The organism is Klebsiella sp. CN_Kp100, from assembly GCF_040065315.1.
In the GTDB taxonomy this organism is placed as follows: domain Bacteria; phylum Pseudomonadota; class Gammaproteobacteria; order Enterobacterales; family Enterobacteriaceae; genus Klebsiella; species Klebsiella oxytoca.
Genome location: NZ_JBEAIJ010000005.1, coordinates 167,705 through 190,395 on the forward strand (window position 1 = coordinate 167,705; position 22,691 = coordinate 190,395).

18 protein-coding genes and 1 pseudogene are annotated in these 22,691 nt (G+C 53.9%); 9 read left to right on the top strand and 10 right to left on the bottom strand.

The window, feature by feature from the left end; translation table 11 throughout:
- Positions 1–71: 71 nt before the first annotated feature.
- A pseudogene (locus tag ABLV12_RS05770) lies at positions 72–219 on the bottom strand (Rpn family recombination-promoting nuclease/putative transposase); the annotation flags it as partial.
- A gap of 277 nt (positions 220–496) precedes the next feature.
- Complete coding sequence (gene hemL, locus ABLV12_RS05775; RefSeq protein WP_348866900.1) at positions 497–1,777, bottom strand: glutamate-1-semialdehyde 2,1-aminomutase; 1,281 nt, start codon at positions 1,775–1,777, stop codon at positions 497–499.
- 180 nt (positions 1,778–1,957) lie between these two features.
- Between hemL and clcA the strand changes: the two genes are divergently transcribed.
- Positions 1,958–3,376, top strand: coding sequence for a H(+)/Cl(-) exchange transporter ClcA (gene clcA / locus ABLV12_RS05780; RefSeq protein WP_148720834.1), 1,419 nt, complete (start codon positions 1,958–1,960; stop codon positions 3,374–3,376).
- Between the two features lie 81 nt (positions 3,377–3,457).
- Complete coding sequence (gene erpA, locus ABLV12_RS05785; RefSeq protein WP_004098733.1) at positions 3,458–3,802, top strand: iron-sulfur cluster insertion protein ErpA; 345 nt, start codon at positions 3,458–3,460, stop codon at positions 3,800–3,802.
- Positions 3,803–3,889: 87 nt separating this feature from the next.
- Here erpA and ABLV12_RS05790 read toward each other — a convergent pair whose 3' ends face one another.
- From ABLV12_RS05790 to mtnN, 3 genes are all read right to left on the bottom strand, one after another.
- On the bottom strand, positions 3,890–4,513 hold the full coding sequence (locus ABLV12_RS05790; RefSeq protein ID WP_004107962.1) for a TRIC cation channel family protein: 624 nt from the start codon (positions 4,511–4,513) through the stop codon (positions 3,890–3,892).
- 180 nt (positions 4,514–4,693) lie between these two features.
- The gene (btuF, locus tag ABLV12_RS05795; protein WP_017144950.1) at positions 4,694–5,494 is read right to left on the bottom strand and encodes a vitamin B12 ABC transporter substrate-binding protein BtuF; all 801 of its coding nucleotides are present in this window, start codon (positions 5,492–5,494) and stop codon (positions 4,694–4,696) included.
- Positions 5,487–6,185 (bottom strand): 5'-methylthioadenosine/S-adenosylhomocysteine nucleosidase, encoded by a 699-nt coding sequence (mtnN, locus tag ABLV12_RS05800; RefSeq protein WP_004107960.1) that lies wholly within the window; start codon positions 6,183–6,185, stop codon positions 5,487–5,489. The genes btuF and mtnN overlap by 8 nt, the downstream gene beginning before the upstream one ends.
- A gap of 84 nt (positions 6,186–6,269) precedes the next feature.
- Between mtnN and dgt the strand changes: the two genes are divergently transcribed.
- The 3 genes from dgt to cdaR all read left to right on the top strand — a co-directional run bounded on the left by dgt (position 6,270) and on the right by cdaR (position 10,706).
- Positions 6,270–7,784, top strand: a complete 1,515-nt coding sequence (dgt, locus tag ABLV12_RS05805) for a dGTPase (RefSeq protein WP_016808888.1) — start codon at positions 6,270–6,272, stop codon at positions 7,782–7,784.
- Positions 7,785–7,918: 134 nt separating this feature from the next.
- A complete protein-coding gene (gene degP, locus ABLV12_RS05810; protein ID WP_004107952.1) occupies positions 7,919–9,358 on the top strand; it encodes a serine endoprotease DegP in 1,440 nt (479 codons plus the stop codon).
- A gap of 190 nt (positions 9,359–9,548) precedes the next feature.
- Positions 9,549–10,706: a DNA-binding transcriptional regulator CdaR gene (cdaR, locus tag ABLV12_RS05815; RefSeq protein ID WP_004098741.1), complete on the top strand. Its 1,158-nt coding sequence runs from the start codon at positions 9,549–9,551 to the stop codon at positions 10,704–10,706.
- A 37-nt stretch (positions 10,707–10,743) separates the two neighbouring features.
- Here the strand turns inward: cdaR and ABLV12_RS05820 are convergent, their stop codons facing one another.
- The 5 genes from ABLV12_RS05820 to map form a co-directional block, all read right to left on the bottom strand.
- The gene (locus ABLV12_RS05820) at positions 10,744–13,722 is read right to left on the bottom strand and encodes a putative mucin/carbohydrate-binding domain-containing protein (RefSeq protein ID WP_064398246.1); all 2,979 of its coding nucleotides are present in this window, start codon (positions 13,720–13,722) and stop codon (positions 10,744–10,746) included.
- 187 nt (positions 13,723–13,909) lie between these two features.
- Entirely contained in the window at positions 13,910–14,299 is a 390-nt protein-coding gene (locus ABLV12_RS05825) for a DUF3461 family protein (RefSeq protein WP_004098742.1), read from the bottom strand.
- A gap of 107 nt (positions 14,300–14,406) precedes the next feature.
- Positions 14,407–15,231 (bottom strand): 2,3,4,5-tetrahydropyridine-2,6-dicarboxylate N-succinyltransferase, encoded by an 825-nt coding sequence (dapD, locus tag ABLV12_RS05830; RefSeq protein ID WP_004107948.1) that lies wholly within the window; start codon positions 15,229–15,231, stop codon positions 14,407–14,409.
- A 33-nt stretch (positions 15,232–15,264) separates the two neighbouring features.
- Positions 15,265–17,928, bottom strand: a complete 2,664-nt coding sequence (glnD, locus tag ABLV12_RS05835) for a bifunctional uridylyltransferase/uridylyl-removing protein GlnD (RefSeq protein ID WP_064398244.1) — start codon at positions 17,926–17,928, stop codon at positions 15,265–15,267.
- Between the two features lie 192 nt (positions 17,929–18,120).
- On the bottom strand, positions 18,121–18,915 hold the full coding sequence (map, locus tag ABLV12_RS05840; protein ID WP_004107944.1) for a type I methionyl aminopeptidase: 795 nt from the start codon (positions 18,913–18,915) through the stop codon (positions 18,121–18,123).
- A gap of 323 nt (positions 18,916–19,238) precedes the next feature.
- Between map and rpsB the strand changes: the two genes are divergently transcribed.
- From rpsB to frr, 4 genes are all read left to right on the top strand, one after another.
- Positions 19,239–19,964 carry a 30S ribosomal protein S2 gene (gene rpsB / locus ABLV12_RS05845; RefSeq protein ID WP_003856207.1) on the top strand — a complete coding sequence of 242 codons (726 nt, stop codon included), beginning with the start codon at positions 19,239–19,241 and terminating at the stop codon, positions 19,962–19,964.
- A 119-nt stretch (positions 19,965–20,083) separates the two neighbouring features.
- The gene (gene tsf / locus ABLV12_RS05850) at positions 20,084–20,935 is read left to right on the top strand and encodes a translation elongation factor Ts (RefSeq protein ID WP_004110718.1); all 852 of its coding nucleotides are present in this window, start codon (positions 20,084–20,086) and stop codon (positions 20,933–20,935) included.
- A 146-nt stretch (positions 20,936–21,081) separates the two neighbouring features.
- Positions 21,082–21,807 (top strand): UMP kinase, encoded by a 726-nt coding sequence (pyrH, locus tag ABLV12_RS05855; RefSeq protein WP_004098747.1) that lies wholly within the window; start codon positions 21,082–21,084, stop codon positions 21,805–21,807.
- 206 nt (positions 21,808–22,013) lie between these two features.
- Positions 22,014–22,571, top strand: coding sequence for a ribosome recycling factor (frr, locus tag ABLV12_RS05860; protein WP_004107940.1), 558 nt, complete (start codon positions 22,014–22,016; stop codon positions 22,569–22,571).
- Positions 22,572–22,691: the final 120 nt, after the last annotated feature.

Genomic DNA, 22,691 nt, shown 5'->3' on the forward strand with positions numbered 1-22,691 from the left:
CCTTTTTTGCCCGGATTCAGTTAGGACTAACTGCGGAATTCTGCAACTGCTCTAATTCGTTTTCCGTCACGACCACGCTGCCCCATATAGCTAAAAAACACTTTTAGCTGCTCGGCGGTGGTGTATCCCGCGTTAAGCATGCTCGAGCAGCAACATGAGATCCCGCTGGCGAATATGCTTCTGCAGGAGCTCCAGGATCGCAATACGCCGGTGCTGCATATTGGTATGGACCAGTAGCTGTTTAAAAATGGCGTCATGTGGTGTAGGGGACGATTGTGTTGTCATTCTGAGCAATCCTTGCGGCTGAGTTTCCGCTGAGAATCTGCTTTTGCCTGCCCATTGTCTGCCGACGATTTTGGGTTCTACGAGGCGGGATGATGACAATCTTTCGAAGCGATCGCGCTTGCAGATTGTTATGCGTGAACCCACGCAAATTGAGGCTTTGCGGCGAGATGACAGAGATATTGCCGGGACTGGGCAGTCCCGGCAATCAGGGTTACAGCTTCGCGAAGGCGTTACGCGCTGCGGCGACGGTATTGTCGATATCCTCTTCGCTATGAGCGATAGACATAAAGCCCGCTTCAAACGCCGACGGCGCCAGGTAGACGCCCTCTTCCAGCATCAGGTGGAAGAAGCGTTTAAACCGTTCTACATCGCACTTCACCACGTCCTGGTAGCAGGTCACGCTTGGCGCATCGGTAAAGAAAATGCCAAACATGCCGCCGACGTTATTCACCACCAGCGGAATACCGGCATCGCGAGCGGCGTCCAGCAGGCCCTGAGCCAGCTGGTTGGTGAGTTCAGTTAGGGTCTCATGTACGCCGGGCTGCGCCACTTCGCTTAAGCAGGCGAAACCTGCCGCCATGGCGATGGGGTTGCCGGAGAGGGTACCTGCCTGGTAAACCGGGCCGGTCGGAGCAAGGGCATCCATCACCTCGCGGCGACCGCCGAATGCGCCAACCGGCATACCGCCGCCGATGATCTTGCCAAGGCAGGTCAAATCCGGCACCACGCCGTAGTAATCCTGCGCGCCCGCCAGCGCCACGCGGAAGCCAGTCATGACTTCATCAATAATCAGCAGCGCGCCGAATTCGTCGCACAGCGCGCGCAGGCCCGGCAGAAACTCCGGCAGCGGTGGAATACAGTTCATATTACCGGCCACCGGCTCAACGATGATGCAGGCAATATCCTGTGGATACTGTTCGAACGCAGCGCGGACCGAGGCCAGATCGTTATAGGTGCAGGTCAGGGTATGTTTGGCGAAATCCGCTGGCACGCCCGGCGAGTTCGGCTGGCCAAGCGTCAGCGCGCCTGAACCGGCTTTCACCAGCAGGCAGTCGGCGTGGCCGTGGTAGCAGCCTTCGAACTTGATAATTTTGTCGCGACCGGTAAAGCCGCGCGCCAGGCGGATGGCGCTCATAGTGGCTTCGGTACCGGAGTTCACCATCCGGACCATATCCATGGTCGGGACCAGTTCGGTGACCAGCGCCGCCATTTTAACTTCCATCTCCGTTGGCGCGCCAAAGCTCAGGCCGCGCTCGGCAGCTTCAATAACCACATTGCGGATTGCCGGATGGTTATGGCCCAGCACCATTGGGCCCCAGGAGCCGACATAATCGATATACGCTTTACCATCGACGTCGTAGAGATATGCGCCGTCGGCGCGCTCAATAAACAGCGGTGTGCCGCCGACGCCGGTGAAGGCGCGTACCGGAGAGTTCACGCCGCCGGGGATAAGTTCACGCGCAGCATTATACAGATTTTCAGATTTGCTCATTACCGGAGTCCTGGTTCGTGAAAAATGTTTTGTCGACTATTCTAAGTTATTCCAGGAAGGTTATGAAAGTTTTGCCCAATTGAAACAATGGGGGCGCAGCGCATTTTTTTGACGACGGAGCCTGTCCGGTTGGCTAGAATGCCCTTCTTTCTATTTGTATTACTAATCATTGATAATGGCATGAAAGCAGAAAATCCCTCTTTTTCAGCACATCAGTTCGTACGCGTTCGCCGCAGCGATGCCGTGCGTCGGTTGATTCAGCGTGATAAAACGCCGCTGGCGGTGTTATTGATGGCGGCCGTTGTCGGAACGCTGGCGGGGCTGGTTGGCGTCGCGTTTGAGAAAAGCGTCAACTGGGTGCAAAACGTGCGCATTGGCGCGCTGGTAGAGGTGGCGGACCACTGGTTTCTGGTCTGGCCGCTGGCTTTTATCCTCTCCGCTTTGCTGGCGATGGTGGGCTATTTCCTCGTCCGTCGTTTTGCGCCGGAAGCAGGCGGCTCCGGGATCCCGGAAATTGAAGGTGCGCTGGAGGAATTGCGTCCCGTTCGCTGGTGGCGCGTGCTGCCGGTGAAGTTTATCGGCGGCATGGGCACGTTGGGCGCGGGGATGGTGCTGGGGCGCGAAGGGCCGATGGTGCAGCTTGGGGGCAATCTTGGGCGCATGGTGGTGGACGTCTTCCGCATGCGTAGTCCGGAAGCGCGTCATACGCTTCTGGCGACCGGCGCCGCCGCGGGGCTCTCCGCCGCTTTTAACGCGCCGCTGGCCGGGATTCTGTTTATTATTGAAGAGATGCGCCCGCAGTTTCGCTACAACCTGATCTCCATTAAAGCCGTGTTTACCGGCGTGATTATGGCAACCATCGTTTTCCGTATCTTCAATGGCGATAAAGCGGTTATCGAGGTCGGTAAGCTCAGCAATGCGCCGGTCAACACGCTGTGGCTGTATTTGATCCTTGGGATGATTTTTGGCTGCGTGGGTCCGTTATTTAATACGCTGGTGCTGCGTACCCAGGATATGTTCCAGCGGATTCACGGCGGCAACATCAAGAAATGGGTGCTGATTGGCGGCCTGATCGGCGGTAGCTGCGGCGTGCTGGGACTGATTCAGCCGGCAGCGTCCGGCGGCGGATTTAACCTGATCCCCATCGCCGCGGCGGGCAATTTTTCCGTTGGCCTGCTGCTGTTTATTTTTATCGCGAGGGTGATTACCACGCTGCTCTGCTTCTCTTCCGGCGCGCCGGGCGGAATTTTTGCCCCGATGCTGGCGCTGGGGACGCTGCTGGGTACGGCGTTTGGTATGGCAGCGACGCCGCTGTTTCCTGCGTATCATCTGGATGCGGGAACCTTTGCCATTGCCGGTATGGGGGCGCTGCTTGCCGCCTCGGTCCGCGCGCCGTTGACCGGTATCGTGCTGGTGCTGGAGATGACCGATAATTATCAGCTCATTTTGCCAATGATTATTACCTGCCTCGGCGCAACACTATTGGCACAATTCCTCGGCGGTAAGCCTTTATACTCGACTATTCTGCAGCGTACTCTCGCAAAACAAAAAGCGGAACAGGAAGCCAGGGCGCAGCCTGTCGGCGGGGAGAATACTTGAACGATTTACTCGGGTATTAGATAATGGCTCAAAAGGTCGGGTTATTCTTTAACCGGTCAGAAGTATCAATGGGAGCATAAAATGAGTGATGACGTAGCGTTGCCGCTGGAGTTTACCGAAGCCGCAGCGATTAAAGTAAAAGACCTGATTGCGGATGAAGACAATCCGAACCTGAAACTGCGCGTGTACATCACCGGCGGTGGCTGCAGCGGTTTCCAGTACGGCTTCACCTTTGACGATCAGGTTAACGAAGGCGATATGACTATCGAGAAGCAGGGCGTCGGCCTGGTGGTTGACCCAATGAGCCTGCAGTATCTGGTCGGCGGCGCCGTCGATTATACCGAGGGACTGGAAGGTTCGCGTTTTATCGTGACCAACCCGAATGCGAAAAGCACCTGCGGCTGCGGCTCCTCATTCAGCGTCTAAAGATAGTGCGATCGTGAGCCCCTTCTTCCACAGGGAGAGGGAGCAAACATTAAAAACGGTAACGTTAAGGTTACCGTTTTGCTTTTATTACCGTCCATTCTCATCAAGTGCAAACGTTGGCAGCTTCAGGTGCCAGCGGATTGCCGCCAGCCGAATCACCAGCGTAACCACCATCCCTGACATCGCCGCGTTTTCTAACGGAACCTGGAAGGTGTAGTGCGCCGTTGCGTGTACGATACCGCCAACGATGCAGGCGGTCGCGTAGATTTCCGTACGCAGAATCATCGGGATTTCGCGCGCCAGCACGTCGCGAATAATCCCTCCACCGACGCCGGTGACGACGCCCATGCAGATGGCCACCAGCGGTCCGCTATGAGCAAGGAAGGCTTTGTTGACGCCGATCCCGACAAATACTGCCAGGCCGACGGCGTCCAGTACCGGCAACACCCATTTCGGTAACCGACGCGGCTGGCGCACCAGCAGGATAGTCAGCATGCTGGTGACCATCGCCACTACCAGATCGGTAGGATCTTTAACCCAAAATACCGGGCCGTTAGCAAGGGCCATATCACGAATGGTTCCGCCGCCCACTGCGGTCACCACGCCTAATACCAGCACGCCGAAAGGGTCCATGCGCAGCTTTCCAGCCAGCAGGACGCCAGAGATGGCAAACACGGCGGTGCCAATAATATCCAGCCAATAGACAAGCATCGTCAGTTCCCACTTATAGTCTACCCCATCAGGCTATTTCATTTGCCAGTTTGACCCTGGTCAGCGCTGACGAACCTCACGTACTGCGTGTACGCTGCGGTTGTTCCTCGCTGTGTTCCAGACTGTCTGCAACAATAGCGCCTGGTGGGATAGGTTCTGAGCACCTGGGTTATCAGGTGATTATTTTACCTGTTCGAGCGCAGTACAGAGTTGTTTTGCGGCGAGGATAATACGTGGGCTCGCGCGTTCAAACCAGTCGCCATGTAGCGCAATAAAAGAAATTTTTAGCTGATTCTGCCAATAGCGCTCAACGGCGGGAAGTTTACTGGCATCGCCGGCGATAACGATAGCCTGCGGCTGCCTTGCCAGCACCTGTTCACGGCTAACCTGCGGCCAGGGAACCCGGCTGGCGGCAAAAATGTTTTCTCCCCCGCACAGCGTCAGAACCTGATCCTGAATCGAGCCTTTGCTGGTCGTAAAGAGAGGGTTGGCGCCGAACTGTAAAAAAACGCGTTTTTTCGGCACGTTGGCATAGCGGGCTTTCAGCTTCTGGTACTCACTTTGCATATTCTGCGCCGCCTGCTGCGCCTTTTCCGGCTGCGGGCTCCACTGCGCCAGCTGGCGAAGCGTCGCGATAATGTCTTCAATGGTCGACGTTTCGACCCAGATGACTTTTATCCCGAGCGAGCTTAGCTGATTGACCTGCCGCTCAGCGTTACCGCCGCGCCAGGCCAGCACCAGGTCGGGCTTGAGGGCGACGATACGTTCCAGATTCATCCCCTGCCAGCTGGAGACCTGCTCTATCTTTGCGGCTTCAGGGGGATAATCGGAATAACTGCTGACGCCAACTGGCGTAATGCCGGCGGCAAACGCCAGTTCTGTATTGGCGGGAGAGAGCGTCACCACCCGCGGCGCGGCGAAAAGCCACGCCGGGGCGAGCAGCAGCAGGGCGGCAAGCGCCGTTATAAACGACTTAGCCACGGGCCAGGTGCTGCACCAGATTTTCCACCATCAGGGTGGATTGTTTCGCGGCAACGGCGAGAAACTCGTCGAAGCTGAGATGCGACTGCTGATCGGCAACATCGGAGATGGCGCGAACGACTACAAAAGGTACGCCATAGTTGTGGCAGACGTGCGCGATGGCCGTGGCTTCCATTTCTACCGCGACGGCCTGCGGGAAGTTATGACGGATTTTTGCGAGACCAATGGAACCATTGATGAAAGCATCGCCGCTGACGATGAGCCCGCGTACCGCGTTAAGGTTGAGCGCTTTGATGCAGGTCTCCGCGGCGGCAATCAGCTTCTCATCGGCTTTGAAACCGGCCGGACAGCCCGGCAGCTGACCATACTCATAGCCAAACGCGGTAACGTCCGCATCGTGATAGCGCGTTTCGTCGGAAACGACGATATCGCCGACCTTCAGGGTTGATGCCAGACCGCCCGCAGAACCGGTGTTGATAATCACATCCGGCTTACAGTGTTCCATCAACAGGGTCGCGCCCATGGCGGCGGCAACTTTGCCGATACCCGATTTCAACAGAGCGACGTCAATACCCTGAAGCTGGCCGGTGTAGATTTCGCTGCCGCCGATAGTGATAGTCTGGCGGTTGTCGATTTTGTCGCGCAGAAGGGTAACTTCCTCTTCCATTGCGCCAATAATGCCGATTTTCATAGATTTACTCGCGATGTGTGGGTTTTAGCGGCATAGTCTATCATGCGCTTAGAAGGAAACGTTATTGCTCGCTCGGGGGAGATCATGGCTAAGATCGATTTTCGCAACAAGATTAACTGGCGTCGCCGCTACCGTTCACCGCAGGGCGTTGAGACGGAGCGAGAAATCCTGCGAATTTTCGAAAGCGATCGCGGGCGCATCATTAACTCGCCAGCGATCCGCCGGCTGCAGCAAAAAACTCAGGTTTTCCCGCTGGAGCGCAACGCTGCGGTGCGTACGCGGTTGACCCACTCCCTGGAAGTTCAGCAGGTGGGCCGCTATATCGCTAAAGAGGTGCTGAGCCGGCTGAAAGAGCAGAAGCTGCTCGAACGCTACGGGCTGGATGAGCTCACCGGGCCGTTTGAGAGCATTGTTGAAATGGCCTGCCTGATGCACGATATCGGCAATCCGCCATTTGGCCATTTTGGCGAGGCGGCAATTAACGATTGGTTCAGCCAGCGGCTTTTTCCCGGCGATGCGGCCAGCCAGCCGTTAACCGACGATCGCTGCGTAGTTGCGGCGCTGCGCCTGCAGGAAGGCGATAGCCAACTGAATGAGCTTCGCCGTAAAGTTCGCCAGGATTTGTGCTGGTTTGAGGGAAATGCGCAGGGCATTCGGTTAGTGCATACGCTGATGCGAATGAATCTGACCTGGGCGCAGGTGGGCTGTATTTTAAAATATACCCGTCCGGCATGGTGGCGCGGGGAACCGCCGGCCAGCCACAATTATTTAATGAAGAAACCTGGTTATTATTTAGCCGAAGAAGGCTATGTTGCGAGGTTGCGTAAAGAACTGGATCTGGCTCCTTACAATCGATTCCCATTAACGTGGATTATGGAAGCCGCGGATGATATCTCATATTGCGTTGCCGACCTTGAGGATGCAGTAGAAAAACGCATCTTCAGCGTAGAGCAGCTTTATCAGCATCTCTATGAGGCCTGGGGGGTTCACGAAAAAGGCTCCTTGTTTAATCAAGTTGTCGAAAACGCCTGGGAGAAATCGCGTGCGAATTCTCTGAGTCGCAGCACTGAAGATCAGTTTTTTATGTATTTACGGGTGAATACGCTCAATAGGCTGGTACCGTACGCGGCGCGTCGGTTTATTGATAACTTGGAGAAGATTTTCAGCGGCGATTTTAATCACGCGCTGCTTGAAGACGATAGCGATTGCAGTCAGCTGCTTGAACTATACAAAAATGTTGCGGTAAAACATGTGTTTAGCCATCCTGACGTTGAGCAGCTGGAACTGCAAGGTTATCGAGTGATTAGTGGTTTGTTAGATATATACCAGCCGTTGCTAAAATTATCGCTCGATGAGTTTAGTCTGCTGGTGGAAAAAGAGCGGGTGCGGAGTTTACCGATTGCTTCGCGTCTGTTCCAGAAACTTTCGACTCGCCATCGGCTGGCTTACGTCGAGGCCGTAAATAAGATTTCACGCAGTAATCCGGAATTTCCGGTGATGGAATATTATTATCGCTGTCGTCTCATTCAGGACTATATCAGCGGAATGACCGACTTGTATGCATGGGATGAATATCGTCGCCTGATGGCCGTAGAATAAGGCTGAGTTTTGTAAAGACGGACAATAAATTTTTACTTTTACCAAAACTTCATTCCGGAACTTCGCGCTATAAAATGACTCTGATAGTCACCTACACAGCAACTATTCGTTATCTGAAATCGAGATTGAAACATATGAAAAAAACCACGTTAGCAATGAGTGCCCTGGCTCTGAGTTTAGGTCTGGCGTTGTCCCCTCTCTCTGCGAGCGCGGCGGAAACAGCTTCTTCGGCAACTAATGCGCAGCAGATGCCAAGCCTGGCGCCGATGCTGGAAAAAGTGATGCCGTCGGTCGTGAGCATTAACGTTGAGGGGAGCACCACCGTTAATACGCCGCGGATGCCGCGAAACTTCCAGCAGTTCTTTGGCGATAATTCACCATTCTGCCAGGATGGTTCGCCGTTCCAGAGCTCTCCGTTCTGTCAGGGCGGCGGACAAGGCGGCGCGCCGGGCGGCAACGGCGGACAGCAGCAGAAATTTATGGCCCTCGGTTCCGGGGTCATCATTGATGCCGCTAAAGGCTATGTCGTCACCAACAACCACGTCGTGGATAACGCGACAACCATTAAAGTTCAGCTGAGCGATGGCCGTAAGTTCGACGCGAAAGTCGTCGGCAAAGACCCGCGTTCTGATATTGCGCTGATTCAAATTCAGGATCCGAAAAACCTGAGCGCGATTAAACTGGCGGACTCTGACGCTCTGCGCGTCGGCGATTACACCGTAGCGATCGGTAACCCGTTTGGTCTGGGCGAAACCGTGACCTCGGGGATCGTCTCCGCGTTAGGTCGTAGCGGCCTGAACGTTGAAAACTATGAGAACTTTATCCAGACCGATGCGGCCATTAACCGCGGTAACTCCGGCGGCGCGCTGGTTAACCTGAACGGCGAGCTGATCGGTATCAACACTGCGATTCTGGCGCCGGACGGCGGCAACATTGGTATCGGCTTCGCTATTCCGAGCAATATGGTGAAAAACCTTACCGATCAGATGGTTAAGTTTGGCCAGGTGAAGCGCGGTGAGCTGGGTATCATGGGTACCGAGCTGAATTCCGAGCTGGCAAAAGCGATGAAAGTTGATGCGCAGCGCGGCGCGTTCGTCAGCCAGGTGATGCCAAACTCGGCCGCCGCTAAGGCGGGCATTAAAGCCGGCGATGTGATTACCACGCTGAACGGTAAATCGATCAGCAGCTTCGCCGCTCTGCGTGCCCAGGTAGGTACCATGCCGATCGGCAGCAAAGTCGAGCTTGGCCTGCTGCGAGACGGTAAGCCGGTGACGGTGACCGTTGAGCTGCAGCAGAGCAACCAGAATCAGGTTGATTCCAGCACGATCTTCAACGGTATTGAAGGTGCGGAAATGAGCAACAAAGGCCAGGACAAAGGCGTCGTGGTGAGTAACGTGAAAGCGGGCACTCCGGCGGCGCAGATTGGCCTGAAAAAAGGCGATATCATCGTTGGCGCTAACCAGCAACCGGTGAAAAATATTGCCGACCTGCGCAAAATCTTTGATGCCAAGCCCTCTGTTCTGGCGCTGAACATTCAGCGCGGCGATGCGACTATTTATCTGCTGATGCAGTAATTCGTCGCCGTCTGCAAAGCCCCTTCTCTCCTTGCGGAGGGAAGGGGCTTTTTCTTTCTGCTGAGGGTTCCATTTTTGGTTCTGTGACATCTTCCACAACTCCATACTTCTCTCCCCGGCTTTGGGCAAATGCACAATGCGGCGTTTTGCGAACTCTTCTATGCTGGTAGCCTGCTCACGGGAGGGTTACATGGCTGGCTGGCATCTTGATACCAAAATGGCGCAGGATATCGTGGCGCGCACGATGCGCATCATTGATACCAATATTAACGTGATGGATGCCCGAGGGCGCATTATCGGCAGCGGTGACCGCGAGCGAATTGGTGAATTGCACGAAGGGGCGCTGCTGGTGCTTTCTCAGGGACGGGTTGTCGACATTGATGATGCTGTTGCCCGCCACCTGCACGGCGTGCGTCAGGGGATCAATCTGCCGCTGCGTCTGGAAGGGGAGATCGTTGGCGTAATCGGTCTGACCGGAGAACCGGAGTCGCTGCGCAAATACGGGGAACTGGTTTGTATGACCGCCGAGATGATGCTGGAACAATCGCGGCTGATGCATCTCCTGGCCCAGGATAGCCGTTTGCGCGAAGAGCTGGTCATGAACCTGATTCAGGCGGAAGAGAACACGCCGGCGCTGACTGAGTGGGCGCAGCGTCTGGGGATCGATCTCAATCAACCGCGCGTCGTGGCGATGATTGAAGTGGATAGCGGCCAGCTGGGTGTCGATAGCGCGATGGCGGAACTGCAGCAGCTGCAAACCGCGCTGACCACGCCGGATCGTAATAATCTGGTGGCCATTGTCTCGCTGACCGAGATGGTGGTGCTGAAGCCCGCGCTGAATGCCTTTGGGCGCTGGGATGCAGAAGATCACTGCAAACGCGTTGAGCAGCTAATTAGCCGGATGAAAGAGAACGGTCAGCTGCGTTTTCGCGTGGCGCTGGGCAATTTCTTTACCGGGCCGGGCAGCATTGCTCGTTCGTACCGCACCGCCCGAACCACGATGATGGTCGGCAAGCAGCGGATGCCCGAAAGCCGTAGCTATTTCTACCAGGATTTGATGCTGCCGGTCCTGCTGGATAGCCTGCGCGGTGGCTGGCAGGCCAATGAGCTGGCGCGCCCGCTGGTTCGCCTGAAGGCGATGGATAACAATGGCCTGCTGCGCCGTACTTTACAGGCATGGTTTCGTCATAACGTGCAGCCGTTGGCGACCTCCAAAGCGCTATTTATCCATCGTAATACGCTGGAATATCGCTTGAACCGTATTTCTGAACTGACGGGACTGGATTTAGGAAATTTTGACGATCGTCTGCTGCTGTATATTGCGCTCCAGCTGGATGAGCAGCGTTAAAAACACTCCCGCCGCAGGCGGGAGTGGGGATGGCGGATTACAGGCGCTGCAGTCCGCGGGTCGTGACTTGCCAGGAGACGGTATTAGGCTGTGGCCAGGAATGACCATTTAACGGATTGATGATGACGGAGCGATCTCCGGCTTCGGCATGAAAGACTTCGACGATATAGCCCTCATCGAGTATTGCCGTATCTATATAATCGCCAAGCTGCGATGAGCCTTTAATGGACTGGCGATAAACCACCGAGCCGCGCGTATTGTAGACATTTACCGTGGCATAGGTCGTCGTAAATTGCTTATTCGGCACCCCAGGGCTGGCGGTAAAGGTCAGCGCGCCGCCGCCAATATCCATCTCCATCGTCGCGAAACGGGTATTATTTTCGCCGAGCAGCTGCCAGGTGAAGAGATCGCCGTAAAGCTCTGTTGCCCCCTCCTCAGCATCAGGGGTTTCCTCATCCTGCTCTTCGGGTATAAGCGAACAGGTCGTCAGCCCATCCTTCACAACCCGCCAGCGGTTGTGTTGCTTCAGCGTAACTGCGCGATGAGTCGTATCATTGCAGGCGCTGGAGCGGAATGGCTCATCATGGAAAACCTCAATGATCATGTTTTCAGCGAGCGCGATAGTCTCGCTGTTTGCCAGGTTATTGGTCGCTCCGGCATAGCTGCGGTGATAAACCACCGTTTCGTCTGCTCCGGTTACCGTAATGCTGGCATAGGTATGGGAAACATAATACGGGTGCGGCGCGCCGGTACGCGTGGCGACCGTCATTGTGTGCTGCTGATTATCGATAACGATCTGGCAAAAATCTTTATTGCCTTGCCCTCTGAGATTGAGGGTAACGCTTTTGCCCGTCAGTTCGCCCGGTTCGCTATTATCCTGGGGCAGGACGTCGGCATACTCTTTGAGCAATTTGCTGCGCTGAGGCTCTTCCATACGAGAGAGCAGCAGCCAGAGATCGTTTTTACTTACGCTCTCTTCCTGTGCTAACAGCCATGGCTTGCTACGTATCGCCAGAGCATTGTGTTCGAAAATAGTCTGTAAGTCTTCTGCCGGATTATTGTCGAGAATAAAGCTATAAAGCCCATTATCATCAATGCGCATCAGCTGGAATTTTCCACTTGAGAGCAGCGTTAAATATCCCGGCGAGGCTTTCAGTCGTCCCGGCTCGACGTGAGTAATATATAAGTGATAGTGAGGGCCGAAGGGAACAATCTCCTTACCGGTGGCGCAGTTCGTGCCGTTCATTTTGCGCTCAAAAATCTTTTCACCGCTCGCGGAAAGAACGCTTACGCTAGCATACAGCGTATCAGGATAGTAGCTATGCGGCGTAGTGCTGATAACGTCTAAAATAAGTTGCTGATTTTCGTAATCGATATCAAGACAGGCAAATAGCTTATCGCTAAGACCTAAAAAGTCCATTCTCACGTTGTGCGCGCTGGTGTCGCTTAGCCGGGTATAGTTGACGGTAGCGGCATTGGCACCTTCTTTTACAATAAGATAGCTGATGTCCGGACGATATTTTTGTGAACGACCCTTCGGTGGATCGATCTGATAAATGCCAATGGGAATGTCATTCAGAAGCAAGGTGTCATCATCGACAAACAGGGAATAACGCGTGCCGCAATTATCCTTGATAGTCAGCGTCCGACCGTAGATTTGATCCGGCTGGTCGATATTGAGCGTCAGGGAAAGCGTGCCCGTTTTGCCTAATGATGCCAGTTCGCTGTTATCCACCAGCCAGACGAAGGAATCCAGGCCCAGCTGCCGCCGCGCGCTATCCCATTCGCTTTGCGGAAGTAAAAGATATAGCGGATAGAGCGGTTTTGCGCCCATCGCGGCGATATTTTTTCGGGTAGCATTTTCCAGCGTTAAGCCGCCTAGCTCGATAAATGGAGTCACATCATACCCAGTGGCGGTAGCAATGGCGGTCGCCAGCATATCAACAAGCTGATGATCGGACGGCCAGAAGTTATCCCCATTGGCCAGTTCACGATAGTTTTGGTTGAAGGCGCTAAATGCTTTGGTTCCCGCTTTGAGCAGCATCAGCATCAAAAATTGCAGACGCGGGCGTAGGCCCCAGCTGGCTACCGGCGTCTGGTCGTTAATATAGTTCATTAGCTGGACTTCTTGCACGGCCTGCTGGCCATAGTTATAAAGCCAGCCATCAACATAGAGATGATTATCCTGGTTCAGCGTGAGCTGCTGGTAGAACGAGGCGTAAATATTATTCCACACCTCACTAACGGGCAGAGTGGTGTCCTGCATAAATTTACCCTGATAACCGTGGCCAATCTCATGCAGGATTACCCACTGCGTGGCGACGTTATCCAGCCAGCCTTCGCCAATGGTTGCGGAGTTTTGTGCGCACCACCCTGAACCATAATAAGCCAGGCCGACGCCATGTTTATCAGCTCGTACAAAGTAGCGGTTGGCAACATCCTGGTTCCACGGCGCATCCGGATTATCGCTTAGACCAGCCCACTCGTTATAACATTTGAAAATGTGGGTATAAAAACGGTGCAGTGCCGGTAAGCCCGCTTTCATTGCATTATCGCGGTCGGCATAGGGCAGCAGCAGGGTAATAACATCCAAATCAAGCAGCGCGAATGACGATTTATTTTTCTCCCAACTGAAGAAAAATTCATCCTCGGATTGGCCCGCTTTCCAGCTCGGTAGGGGTTTAGTTGCCGCAGGTTGCTGATAGACGATAGTGAACTCGCAGGGCTGGTCAGTAAACAGAGTATCGACAAAAGGGACGGTATCGACGGCTGCGCTGACTGTTTTCCAGCCTGTGGCCAGCGTGCAGGTGCTCTCTACCGCGGTATCATCGCACAGCAGGCGTAGGATCGCATTACCGTTACTAATATCCGGCTGGCGGATTTGCAGCACCGTATTGGCGGGCAGAATAAAGCCCAGAGGCTGACGATCGTGCTTGCGTCCTTTTTGAAAATCTGCGCGATCCAGCCAGGGCGCAGATTGCAGAGTATAACATGTTTGTTCAATTTCCAGTGTCATAGTATGACCTCCTATTTAGGTGGAAAATGAACATACATGTCCTTATTTTATTATGTAATTCATGTGGATAGCAAAATGAGATGAAATGAGATGAGAGACGAAAATCTGAGGTTCACTGAGTTCGCAGATGAGGCATGAGTGAGAGAAGAGAGGGGGAAACAGGGCCAGACTCTGGCCCGTATCAGGCTTATTTATTTCGCGTCAGTTTTTCCAGATCGGATTCAATTTCGCTGATCTTATTCGTGACAACGCTTTCCAGGTGACGCAGGTCGTCCAGGATCTTACGTTTCAGATCGATTTCGGTACGATCGCGCTGACAGATTTGATCCAGCTCGTCGATGATATAGCGTAGGTTAGGGCTAATCTCCTGAACTTCTTTATAGCCCTGGCCCACGCCGTCGGCGACCACGGTTTTGCGCTGACGCGGATATTTAAACTTGACGCTCTTGGCGAAGAACTCGCCTTTATCCTTCTGAAAGTAGATTTTCAGAATATCGTTATTGGCTTCCTGCCGCAGGCTATAGCGATCGATTTCATCAGGATTGGTAATACCAAGACTTTTCAGATTATCGTACATAACGGTACCTTTGATATCATCGTAATCTTTGAATAATTAACGAAAAAATCCATCTTCGCCAGCTCAATATATAAAAAAAGCGGGATGCCTCCCGCTTTTTATACTGCTTAGTCGATAGTACGCAGAAGTTCGTTGATTCCGACTTTGCCGCGGGTTTTGGCATCAACTTTCTTCACGATGACCGCGCAGTACAGGCTGTACTTGCCATCTTTCGACGGCAGGTTGCCGGAGACGACAACGGAGCCTGCTGGCACGCGGCCGTAGAACACTTCACCGGTTTCGCGATCGTAGATTTTGGTGCTCTGACCGAGATAGACGCCCATGGAGATCACGGAACCCTCTTCAACGATCACGCCTTCAACCACTTCAGAACGCGCACCGATAAAGCAGTTATCTTCGATAATAGTAGGGTTAGCCTGCAGCGGCTCCAGCACGCCGCCGATGCCGACGCCGCCGGACAGGTGCACGTTTTTACCGATCTGCGCGCAGGAGCCGACGGTCGCCCAGGTATCAACCATGGTACCTTCGTCAACGTATGCGCCGATGTTCACATAGGACGGCATCAGAACCGTGTTGCGAGCGATAAACGCCCCCTGGCGAACGGCCGCTGGCGGAACGACGCGGAAGCCTTCTTTCTGGAAGCGCGCTTCATCATAATCCGCGAACTTCATTGGGACTTTATCGAAGTAGCGGCTCTCCGCACCATCGATAACCTGGTTATCGTTAATACGGAAAGAGAGCAGAACCGCTTTCTTCAGCCATTGATGGGTGACCCACTGGCCGTCGACTTTTTCAGCGACACGCAGCGCGCCGGAATCAAGCAGAGAAATCACCTGGTTAACCGCTTCGCGGGTTACGGTATCCACGTTTGCCGGCGTGATGTCGGCGCGACGCTCAAAGGCGGACTCAATAACGTTCTGTAATTGCTGCATTGTTTACTCTTTCCATTTACTTAAAAAAATACGTTACCCTTTATCGTTTGGATTGAGGGCCTCTGTCAACCGTTGTTGCACTTCTTGCTGTAGCTCATTATTAAGGGCGCGCCGGTCTGCGGTGGCGATTATAAATAAATCTTCTACTCGCTCACCAATTGTCGTAATTCGCGCGCCGTGGAGCGAAATTCCGAGGTCGGCAAACACCTGACCAACGCGCGCTAACAGACCCGGCTGATCGAGAGCAATCAGTTCCAGAAAAGATTTGCGGTCGGTATGCGTCGGCAGGAAATTAACCTCCGTTGGGACGGAGAAATGCCTCAGTTTTGCCGCCTGACGGCGGGGAGCCGGCGGTTGCCAGCTGCGCTGGGTGATGGTCTGTTCCAGGCCCACGCGGATCATTTCGTGCCTGTCGGCGGAAAGCGGACTTCCGTCCGGCTCAAGAACAATAAAGGTATCCATCGCCATACCGTCGCGGGTAGTAAAGATCTGCGCATCGTGAACGCTAAGATTACGTCGATCCAGCTCGCCGCAAACGGCGGCAAAGAGATAAGGGCGGTCCGGACTCCAGATAAAAATCTCGGTGCCGCCGCGCGAGGCGTGGGAACTGAGCAGGATCATCGGCTTACTGAGATCGTGCTGCAGCAGATTGCGCGCATGCCAGGCGAGCTGGTTTGGCGTATGGCGCACGAAGTAGTTCGCGCGGCAGCGGTTCCATATTTGATGCAGCGCCTGTTCATTAATATTTTCCATTCGCAGCAGCGCCAGCGCCTGTAGCTGGTGATGACGCACCCGCTCGCGCATATCCGGCGTATTTTGCATTCCCCGGCGCAGCTGCTTTTCGGTGGCGAAATAGAGCTCGCGCAGCAGGCTTTGCTTCCAGCTATTCCACAGGTTTTCGTTGGTGGCGCAGATATCGGCAACGGTCAGGCAGACCAGATAGTGCAGACGATTCTCCGTCTGTACCTCTTCGGCAAACTGCTTGATCACTTCCGGATCCTGGATATCACGGCGCTGGGCGGTGACCGACATCAGCAGATGATGGCGCACCAGCCAGGCGACCAGCTGGGTTTCGCGAGAGTTAAGACCGTGGAGCTCGGCGAATTTCAACACATCCTGCGCGCCGAGAATTGAATGGTCGCCGCCGCGCCCTTTGGCGATATCGTGGAAGAGGGCGGCGATAAAGATCAGCTCCGGATGCGTCAGGCGCGGCCACAGCTCAACGCACAGCGGGTGACGGCTGCGGATCTCTTCTTTGGCGAAGCTCTCCAGCTTGAGCAGTACGCGGATAGTGTGTTCATCGACGGTATAGGCGTGAAACAGGTCAAACTGCATCTGACCAACAATATGCGACCATTGCGGCATATAGGCCCACAGCACGCTATGGCGGTGCATCGGCAGCAGTCCCCGGCTAACCGCGCCCTGATGGCGCAGCATACTGAGGAACAGGGTCCGCGCTTCGGGAATATAGCAAAGCGGTTGCGTCAGATGGCGCCGGGCGTGGCGCAGATGGCGAAGCGTAGTGGAGTAGATACCGGTGATGCTGCTGTTGCGCACCATCATAAAGAACATGCGCAGAATCGCCTGCGGTTCGCGGATAAACAGCGTGTCGTCGCGCAGATCGATAAGCGTGCCGCGCAGTTGAAAATCATCATCAATCGGCCGCGGTTTCTCATCTTCGGTGAGCGCCAGAATCGCTTCTTCAAACAGCTGGATCAGCATTTGGTTCAGCTCGCTGACCCGACGAGTGACGCGGAAGAAATCCTTCATCATATGTTCGATCGGCTGGTTGCCTTCGCCTTCATAGCGCAGGCGACGGGCGACGCTGAATTGCCTGTCGAACAGCAGGCGGTTATCGTAGCGGTTGAGCTCAAGATGAAGCGCAAAACGAATCCGCCACAGCTGATGCAGGCATTCATTAAGCTCGTTGCGCTCGGCTTCGGTCAGGAAGCCGAAACCGACCATTTCATCAAGCGAGGTGGCGCCGAAATGGCGGCGCGCGATCCACTGCAGAGTATGAATATCGCGCAGGCCGCCGGGGCTGCTTTTCACATCCGGCTCCAGGTTATAGCTGGTTCCGTGATAGCGCTGATGGCGGACATTCTGTTCTTCAACTTTTGCCGCAAAGAATTTTTCCGATGGCCAGAAGCCGTCGCTGAAGATGTGTTTTTGCAGTTCAAGGAACAGCGCGACGTCGCCTATAAGCAGACGCGATTCGATCAAGTTGGTGGCGACGCTGAGGTCTGATAGCCCCTCAAGCAGGCACTCTTCGAGGGTGCGCACGCTGTGGCCAACTTCCAGTTTAATATCCCACAGCAGCGTCAGCAGCTCGCCGACCTTCTGGGCCTGCTCATCGGGCAGCTTTTTACGACTCAGGATAAGCAGATCGATATCTGACAGCGGGTGGAGTTCGCCGCGACCGTAACCGCCGACGGCGACCAGCGCGATGTCGTTAATTGACCCGAAACCGTACTCAATCCACAGCCGCTGGAGCAGCTGATCGATAAATTCGGTCCGCGCCTCAATCAACTTCTCTGCGACGATGCCCTGGTCAAAAGCCTCGCCCAGCCAGCGCTGGAAAGCGTCGATATGCGTCTTGATAGCCGCGCAGTTGAAATCACTCTGCGGCCAGCGGTCCGGATTAGCGGGCTGTCCGGCGAGGGAAGGGGAGACAGTATCAGATAAAGAGTTGCTCATCGCGCCACCATAAGAAAAAACTATCGCCCATAAAAAATCGCCGGGAGCGATTTTTAACGTCGCTTGCGGCGGCCCTTAGGGTGACGGGCAAGGATGCCCGTCATAAAAAATCGCCGGGAGCGATTTTTAACGTCGCTTGCGGCGGCCCACAGGGTGCTCGTCATAAAAAAGCCGGCTGGCGCCGGCTTTTCATCAATCGTTGTGCGAGATTATCGCCGGGATGGTGTCATCCTTGCGTAACGTCAGTATTTCACAGCCGTTGTCTGTCACCACAATAGTATGCTCATACTGCGCAGACAAGCTCCGGTCTTTGGTTTTTACCGTCCAGCCGTCTTTCATGCTGCGGATCTCTTTTTTGCCGGCGTTGACCATCGGCTCAATGGTAAAGGTCATGCCTGGCTTGAGCACCACGTTGGTTTCCGGAGAATCGTAGTGCAACACCTGCGGCTCTTCATGAAAACCGCGGCCGATACCGTGTCCGCAATACTCGCGCACCACGGAGAAACCTTCGGCTTCAACGTATTTCTGAATAGCTGCGCCGATGGTGCGCAGATTGATTCCCGGTTTGACCATTTTGAGGGCCAGATAGAGGCTTTCCTGGGTAATGCGGCACAGGCGCTCGCCAAGAATAGTCGGCTTGCCGACGATAAACATCTTTGACGTATCGCCGTGGAAATCATCTTTAATGACGGTGACGTCAATGTTGACGATATCGCCATCTTTCAGCAGCTTGCCGTCGTCCGGGATCCCGTGGCACACCACTTCATTAATAGAGATGCAGACGGATTTGGGAAAACCGTGATAGCCCAGGCAGGCAGAAACGGCTTTTTGCTCGTTAACGATGTAATCGTTGCAGATGCGGTCCAGTTCGCCGGTGCTGACGCCCGGTTTCACGTAGGGCTCGATCATTTCCAGCACTTCAGCGGCCAGGCGGCCGGCAACGCGCATTTTTTCGATGTCTTCAGATGTCTTAATAGAAATAGCCATGGATTGTGTCCAGCAGTGTCGATTTTTTCGACAATAATAGATTATGTCTGAACAATGTTAACAGTCCGGGCGTCCTGCTGCCAAATTGAGAATCATTAACAGCACGCGACGTCAACAACAGTTGGTGTCCGGTCCTGTTTTGTGATATAAAGCGCGCCGGACTTCTGTTCCATTCTCAGATACACAAGATGGACTGAAGCGACAAATCTCACTTTGTGTAACAACACACACGTATCGGCACATATTCCGGGGTGCCCTTTGGGGTCGGTAATATGGGATACGTGGAGGCATAACCCCAACTTTTATCTATAGAGGTTTTAAACATGGCAACTGTTTCCATGCGCGACATGCTCAAGGCTGGTGTTCACTTTGGTCACCAGACCCGTTACTGGAACCCGAAAATGAAGCCTTTCATCTTCGGCGCGCGTAACAAAGTTCACATCATCAACCTTGAGAAAACTGTACCGATGTTCAACGAAGCGCTGGCTGAACTGAACAAGATCTCTTCTCGTAAAGGTAAAATCCTTTTCGTTGGTACTAAGCGCGCTGCAAGCGAAGCGGTAAAAGACGCTGCTAACAGCTGCGACCAGTTCTTCGTGAACCATCGCTGGCTGGGCGGTATGCTGACTAACTGGAAAACCGTTCGTCAGTCTATCAAACGTCTGAAAGACCTGGAAACTCAGTCCCAGGACGGTACTTTCGACAAGCTGACCAAGAAAGAAGCGCTGATGCGCACTCGTGAGCTGGACAAGCTGGAAAACAGCCTGGGCGGTATCAAAGACATGGGCGGCCTGCCGGACGCGCTGTTCGTTATCGACGCTGACCACGAGCACATCGCAATCAAAGAAGCAAACAACCTGGGTATTCCGGTATTTGCTATCGTTGATACTAACTCCGATCCGGACGGCGTTGACTTCGTTATCCCGGGTAACGACGACGCAATCCGTGCAGTTAGCCTGTACCTGAGCGCTGTTGCTGCTACCGTTCGTGAAGGCCGTTCTCAGGATCTGGCTTCTCAGGCGGAAGAAAGCTTCGTAGAAGCTGAATAATAAGGCATACCCTTATTTAGTACCGTGTATAAATAGGGGCCTCTTAGCGGCCCCTTTTTCACTTTCAAATCTGTCTGGTTCCTGGAACCGGGCAGATCACATCTCCCGAGGATTAAAGAATGGCTGAAATTACCGCATCCCTGGTAAAAGAGCTGCGCGAGCGTACTGGCGCAGGCATGATGGATTGCAAAAAAGCGCTGACTGAAGCGAACGGCGACATCGAGCTGGCAATCGAAAACATGCGTAAATCCGGTGCTATTAAAGCAGCGAAAAAAGCAGGCAACGTTGCAGCTGACGGCGTCATCCTTACCAAAATCGATGGCACCTACGGCATCATTCTGGAAGTTAACTGCCAGACTGACTTCGTTGCTAAAGATGGTGGCTTCCAGGCATTTGCTAACAAAGTTCTGGATGCTGCAGTTGCTGGCAAAATCACCGACGTTGAAGTTCTGAAAGCACAGTTCGAAGAAGAACGCGTTGCGCTGGTTGCTAAAATCGGTGAGAACATCAACATCCGTCGCGTGTCTTCCCTGGAAGGCGAAGTACTGGGTTCTTACCAGCACGGCGCGCGTATCGGTGTTCTGGTTGCTGCTAAAGGCGCGAGCGAAGAGCTGGTTAAACAGCTGGCTATGCACATCGCTGCAAGCAAGCCTGAATTCGTTAAGCCGGAAGACGTTTCCGCTGAAGTGGTAGAAAAAGAGTACCAGGTTCAGCTGGATATCGCCATGCAGTCTGGCAAGCCGAAAGAAATCGCAGAGAAAATGGTTGAAGGCCGCATGAAGAAATTCACCGGCGAAGTTTCTCTGACCGGTCAGCCGTTCGTTATGGATCCGAGCAAATCTGTTGCTCAACTGCTGAAAGAGCATAACGCTGACGTGACTGGCTTCATCCGCTTTGAAGTGGGCGAAGGCATTGAGAAAGTTGAGACTGACTTTGCAGCAGAAGTTGCTGCGATGTCCAAGCAGTCTTAATTTTCAAAAGGAGCCGCCTGAGGGCGGCTTCTTTTTGCGCCTAATGTGTAAATTCAGCCAACCGCTATAGTGGGCACGCTGAAAAGCGACGTACAATGTCGCCGGAATTAACTCATCTCATTCGTTGACAGTCTCAGGAAAGAAACATGGCTACCAATGCAAAACCCGTCTACAAACGTATTCTGCTTAAGTTAAGTGGCGAAGCTCTGCAAGGTTCAGAAGGCTTCGGTATTGATGCGAGCATACTTGACCGCATGGCTCAGGAAATTAAAGAACTGGTTGAGCTGGGTATTCAGGTTGGCGTAGTGATTGGTGGCGGTAACCTTTTCCGTGGTGCTGGTCTGGCGAAAGCAGGTATGAACCGCGTTGTGGGCGACCACATGGGCATGCTGGCAACGGTCATGAACGGCCTTGCAATGCGTGATGCACTTCATCGCGCCTATGTGAACGCCCGCCTGATGTCAGCGATTCCGCTGAACGGCGTGTGTGATAACTACAGCTGGGCAGAAGCAATTAGCCTGCTGCGTAACAACCGCGTAGTGATTCTTTCCGCGGGTACCGGTAACCCATTCTTTACTACCGATTCCGCTGCCTGCCTGCGCGGTATTGAAATTGAAGCCGATGTGGTGCTAAAAGCGACCAAAGTCGACGGTGTCTTTACCGCCGATCCGGCCAAGGATCCTTCTGCAACCATGTACGATCAGCTGACCTACAGCGAAGTGCTGGATAAAGAGCTGAAAGTGATGGATCTTGCTGCCTTTACCCTGGCCCGCGACCACAAATTGCCGATTCGCGTATTCAATATGAATAAGCCTGGCGCGCTGCGTCGCGTGGTGATGGGCGAAAAAGAAGGCACATTAATTACGGAGTAATTCCCGTCGGCGCCAAATACGGGTAATATTCGGCCTTACTTTTTCGGGTTTTTGACCCGATGGTTTTCAACATGCTCGGTGGACGGAATGCTGCGGCTGATTCCTCAGCCTGAAGGACGCTGAGCATAAACATGACTATACTTAGCTCACTTTTGCAGTGGGCGACCGTCTGGTCTGTCTGAGACAAGTTTTCAAGGATTCGTAACGTGATTAGCGATATCAGAAAAGATGCTGAAGTACGCATGGAGAAATGCGTCGAAGCGTTCAAAACCCAAATCAGCAAAATACGCACGGGTCGTGCTTCTCCCAGCCTGCTGGATGGCATTATCGTGGAATACTACGGCACGCCGACCCCGCTGCGCCAGCTGGCTAGCGTAACGGTAGAAGACTCCCGCACGCTGAAGATCAACGTTTTCGATCGCTCTATGAGCCCGGCCGTTGAAAAAGCGATTATGGCTTCCGACCTCGGTCTGAACCCAAGCTCCGCGGGAAGCGATATCCGCGTTCCGCTGCCACCGCTGACCGAAGAACGTCGTAAAGATCTGACCAAAATCGTGCGTGGTGAAGCTGAACAGGCGCGCGTTGCCGTACGTAACGTTCGTCGCGATGCCAACGACAAAGTAAAAGCACTGCTGAAAGAGAAAGAGATCAGCGAAGATGACGATCGCCGTTCTCAGGAAGATGTGCAGAAAATGACTGATGCTGCTATCAAAAAAGTTGATGCGGCGCTGGCGGATAAAGAAGCGGAACTGATGCAGTTCTGATTCTCTGCCGACACGCGGGTCTGACCATCGACCTGCGTAAAATCTGAAACGCCGTACAGGAGACCGTACGCTCAATTTTCGGGATTGCGTTCAGACGGCTGGCCTTGTAGCCTTTGGCAC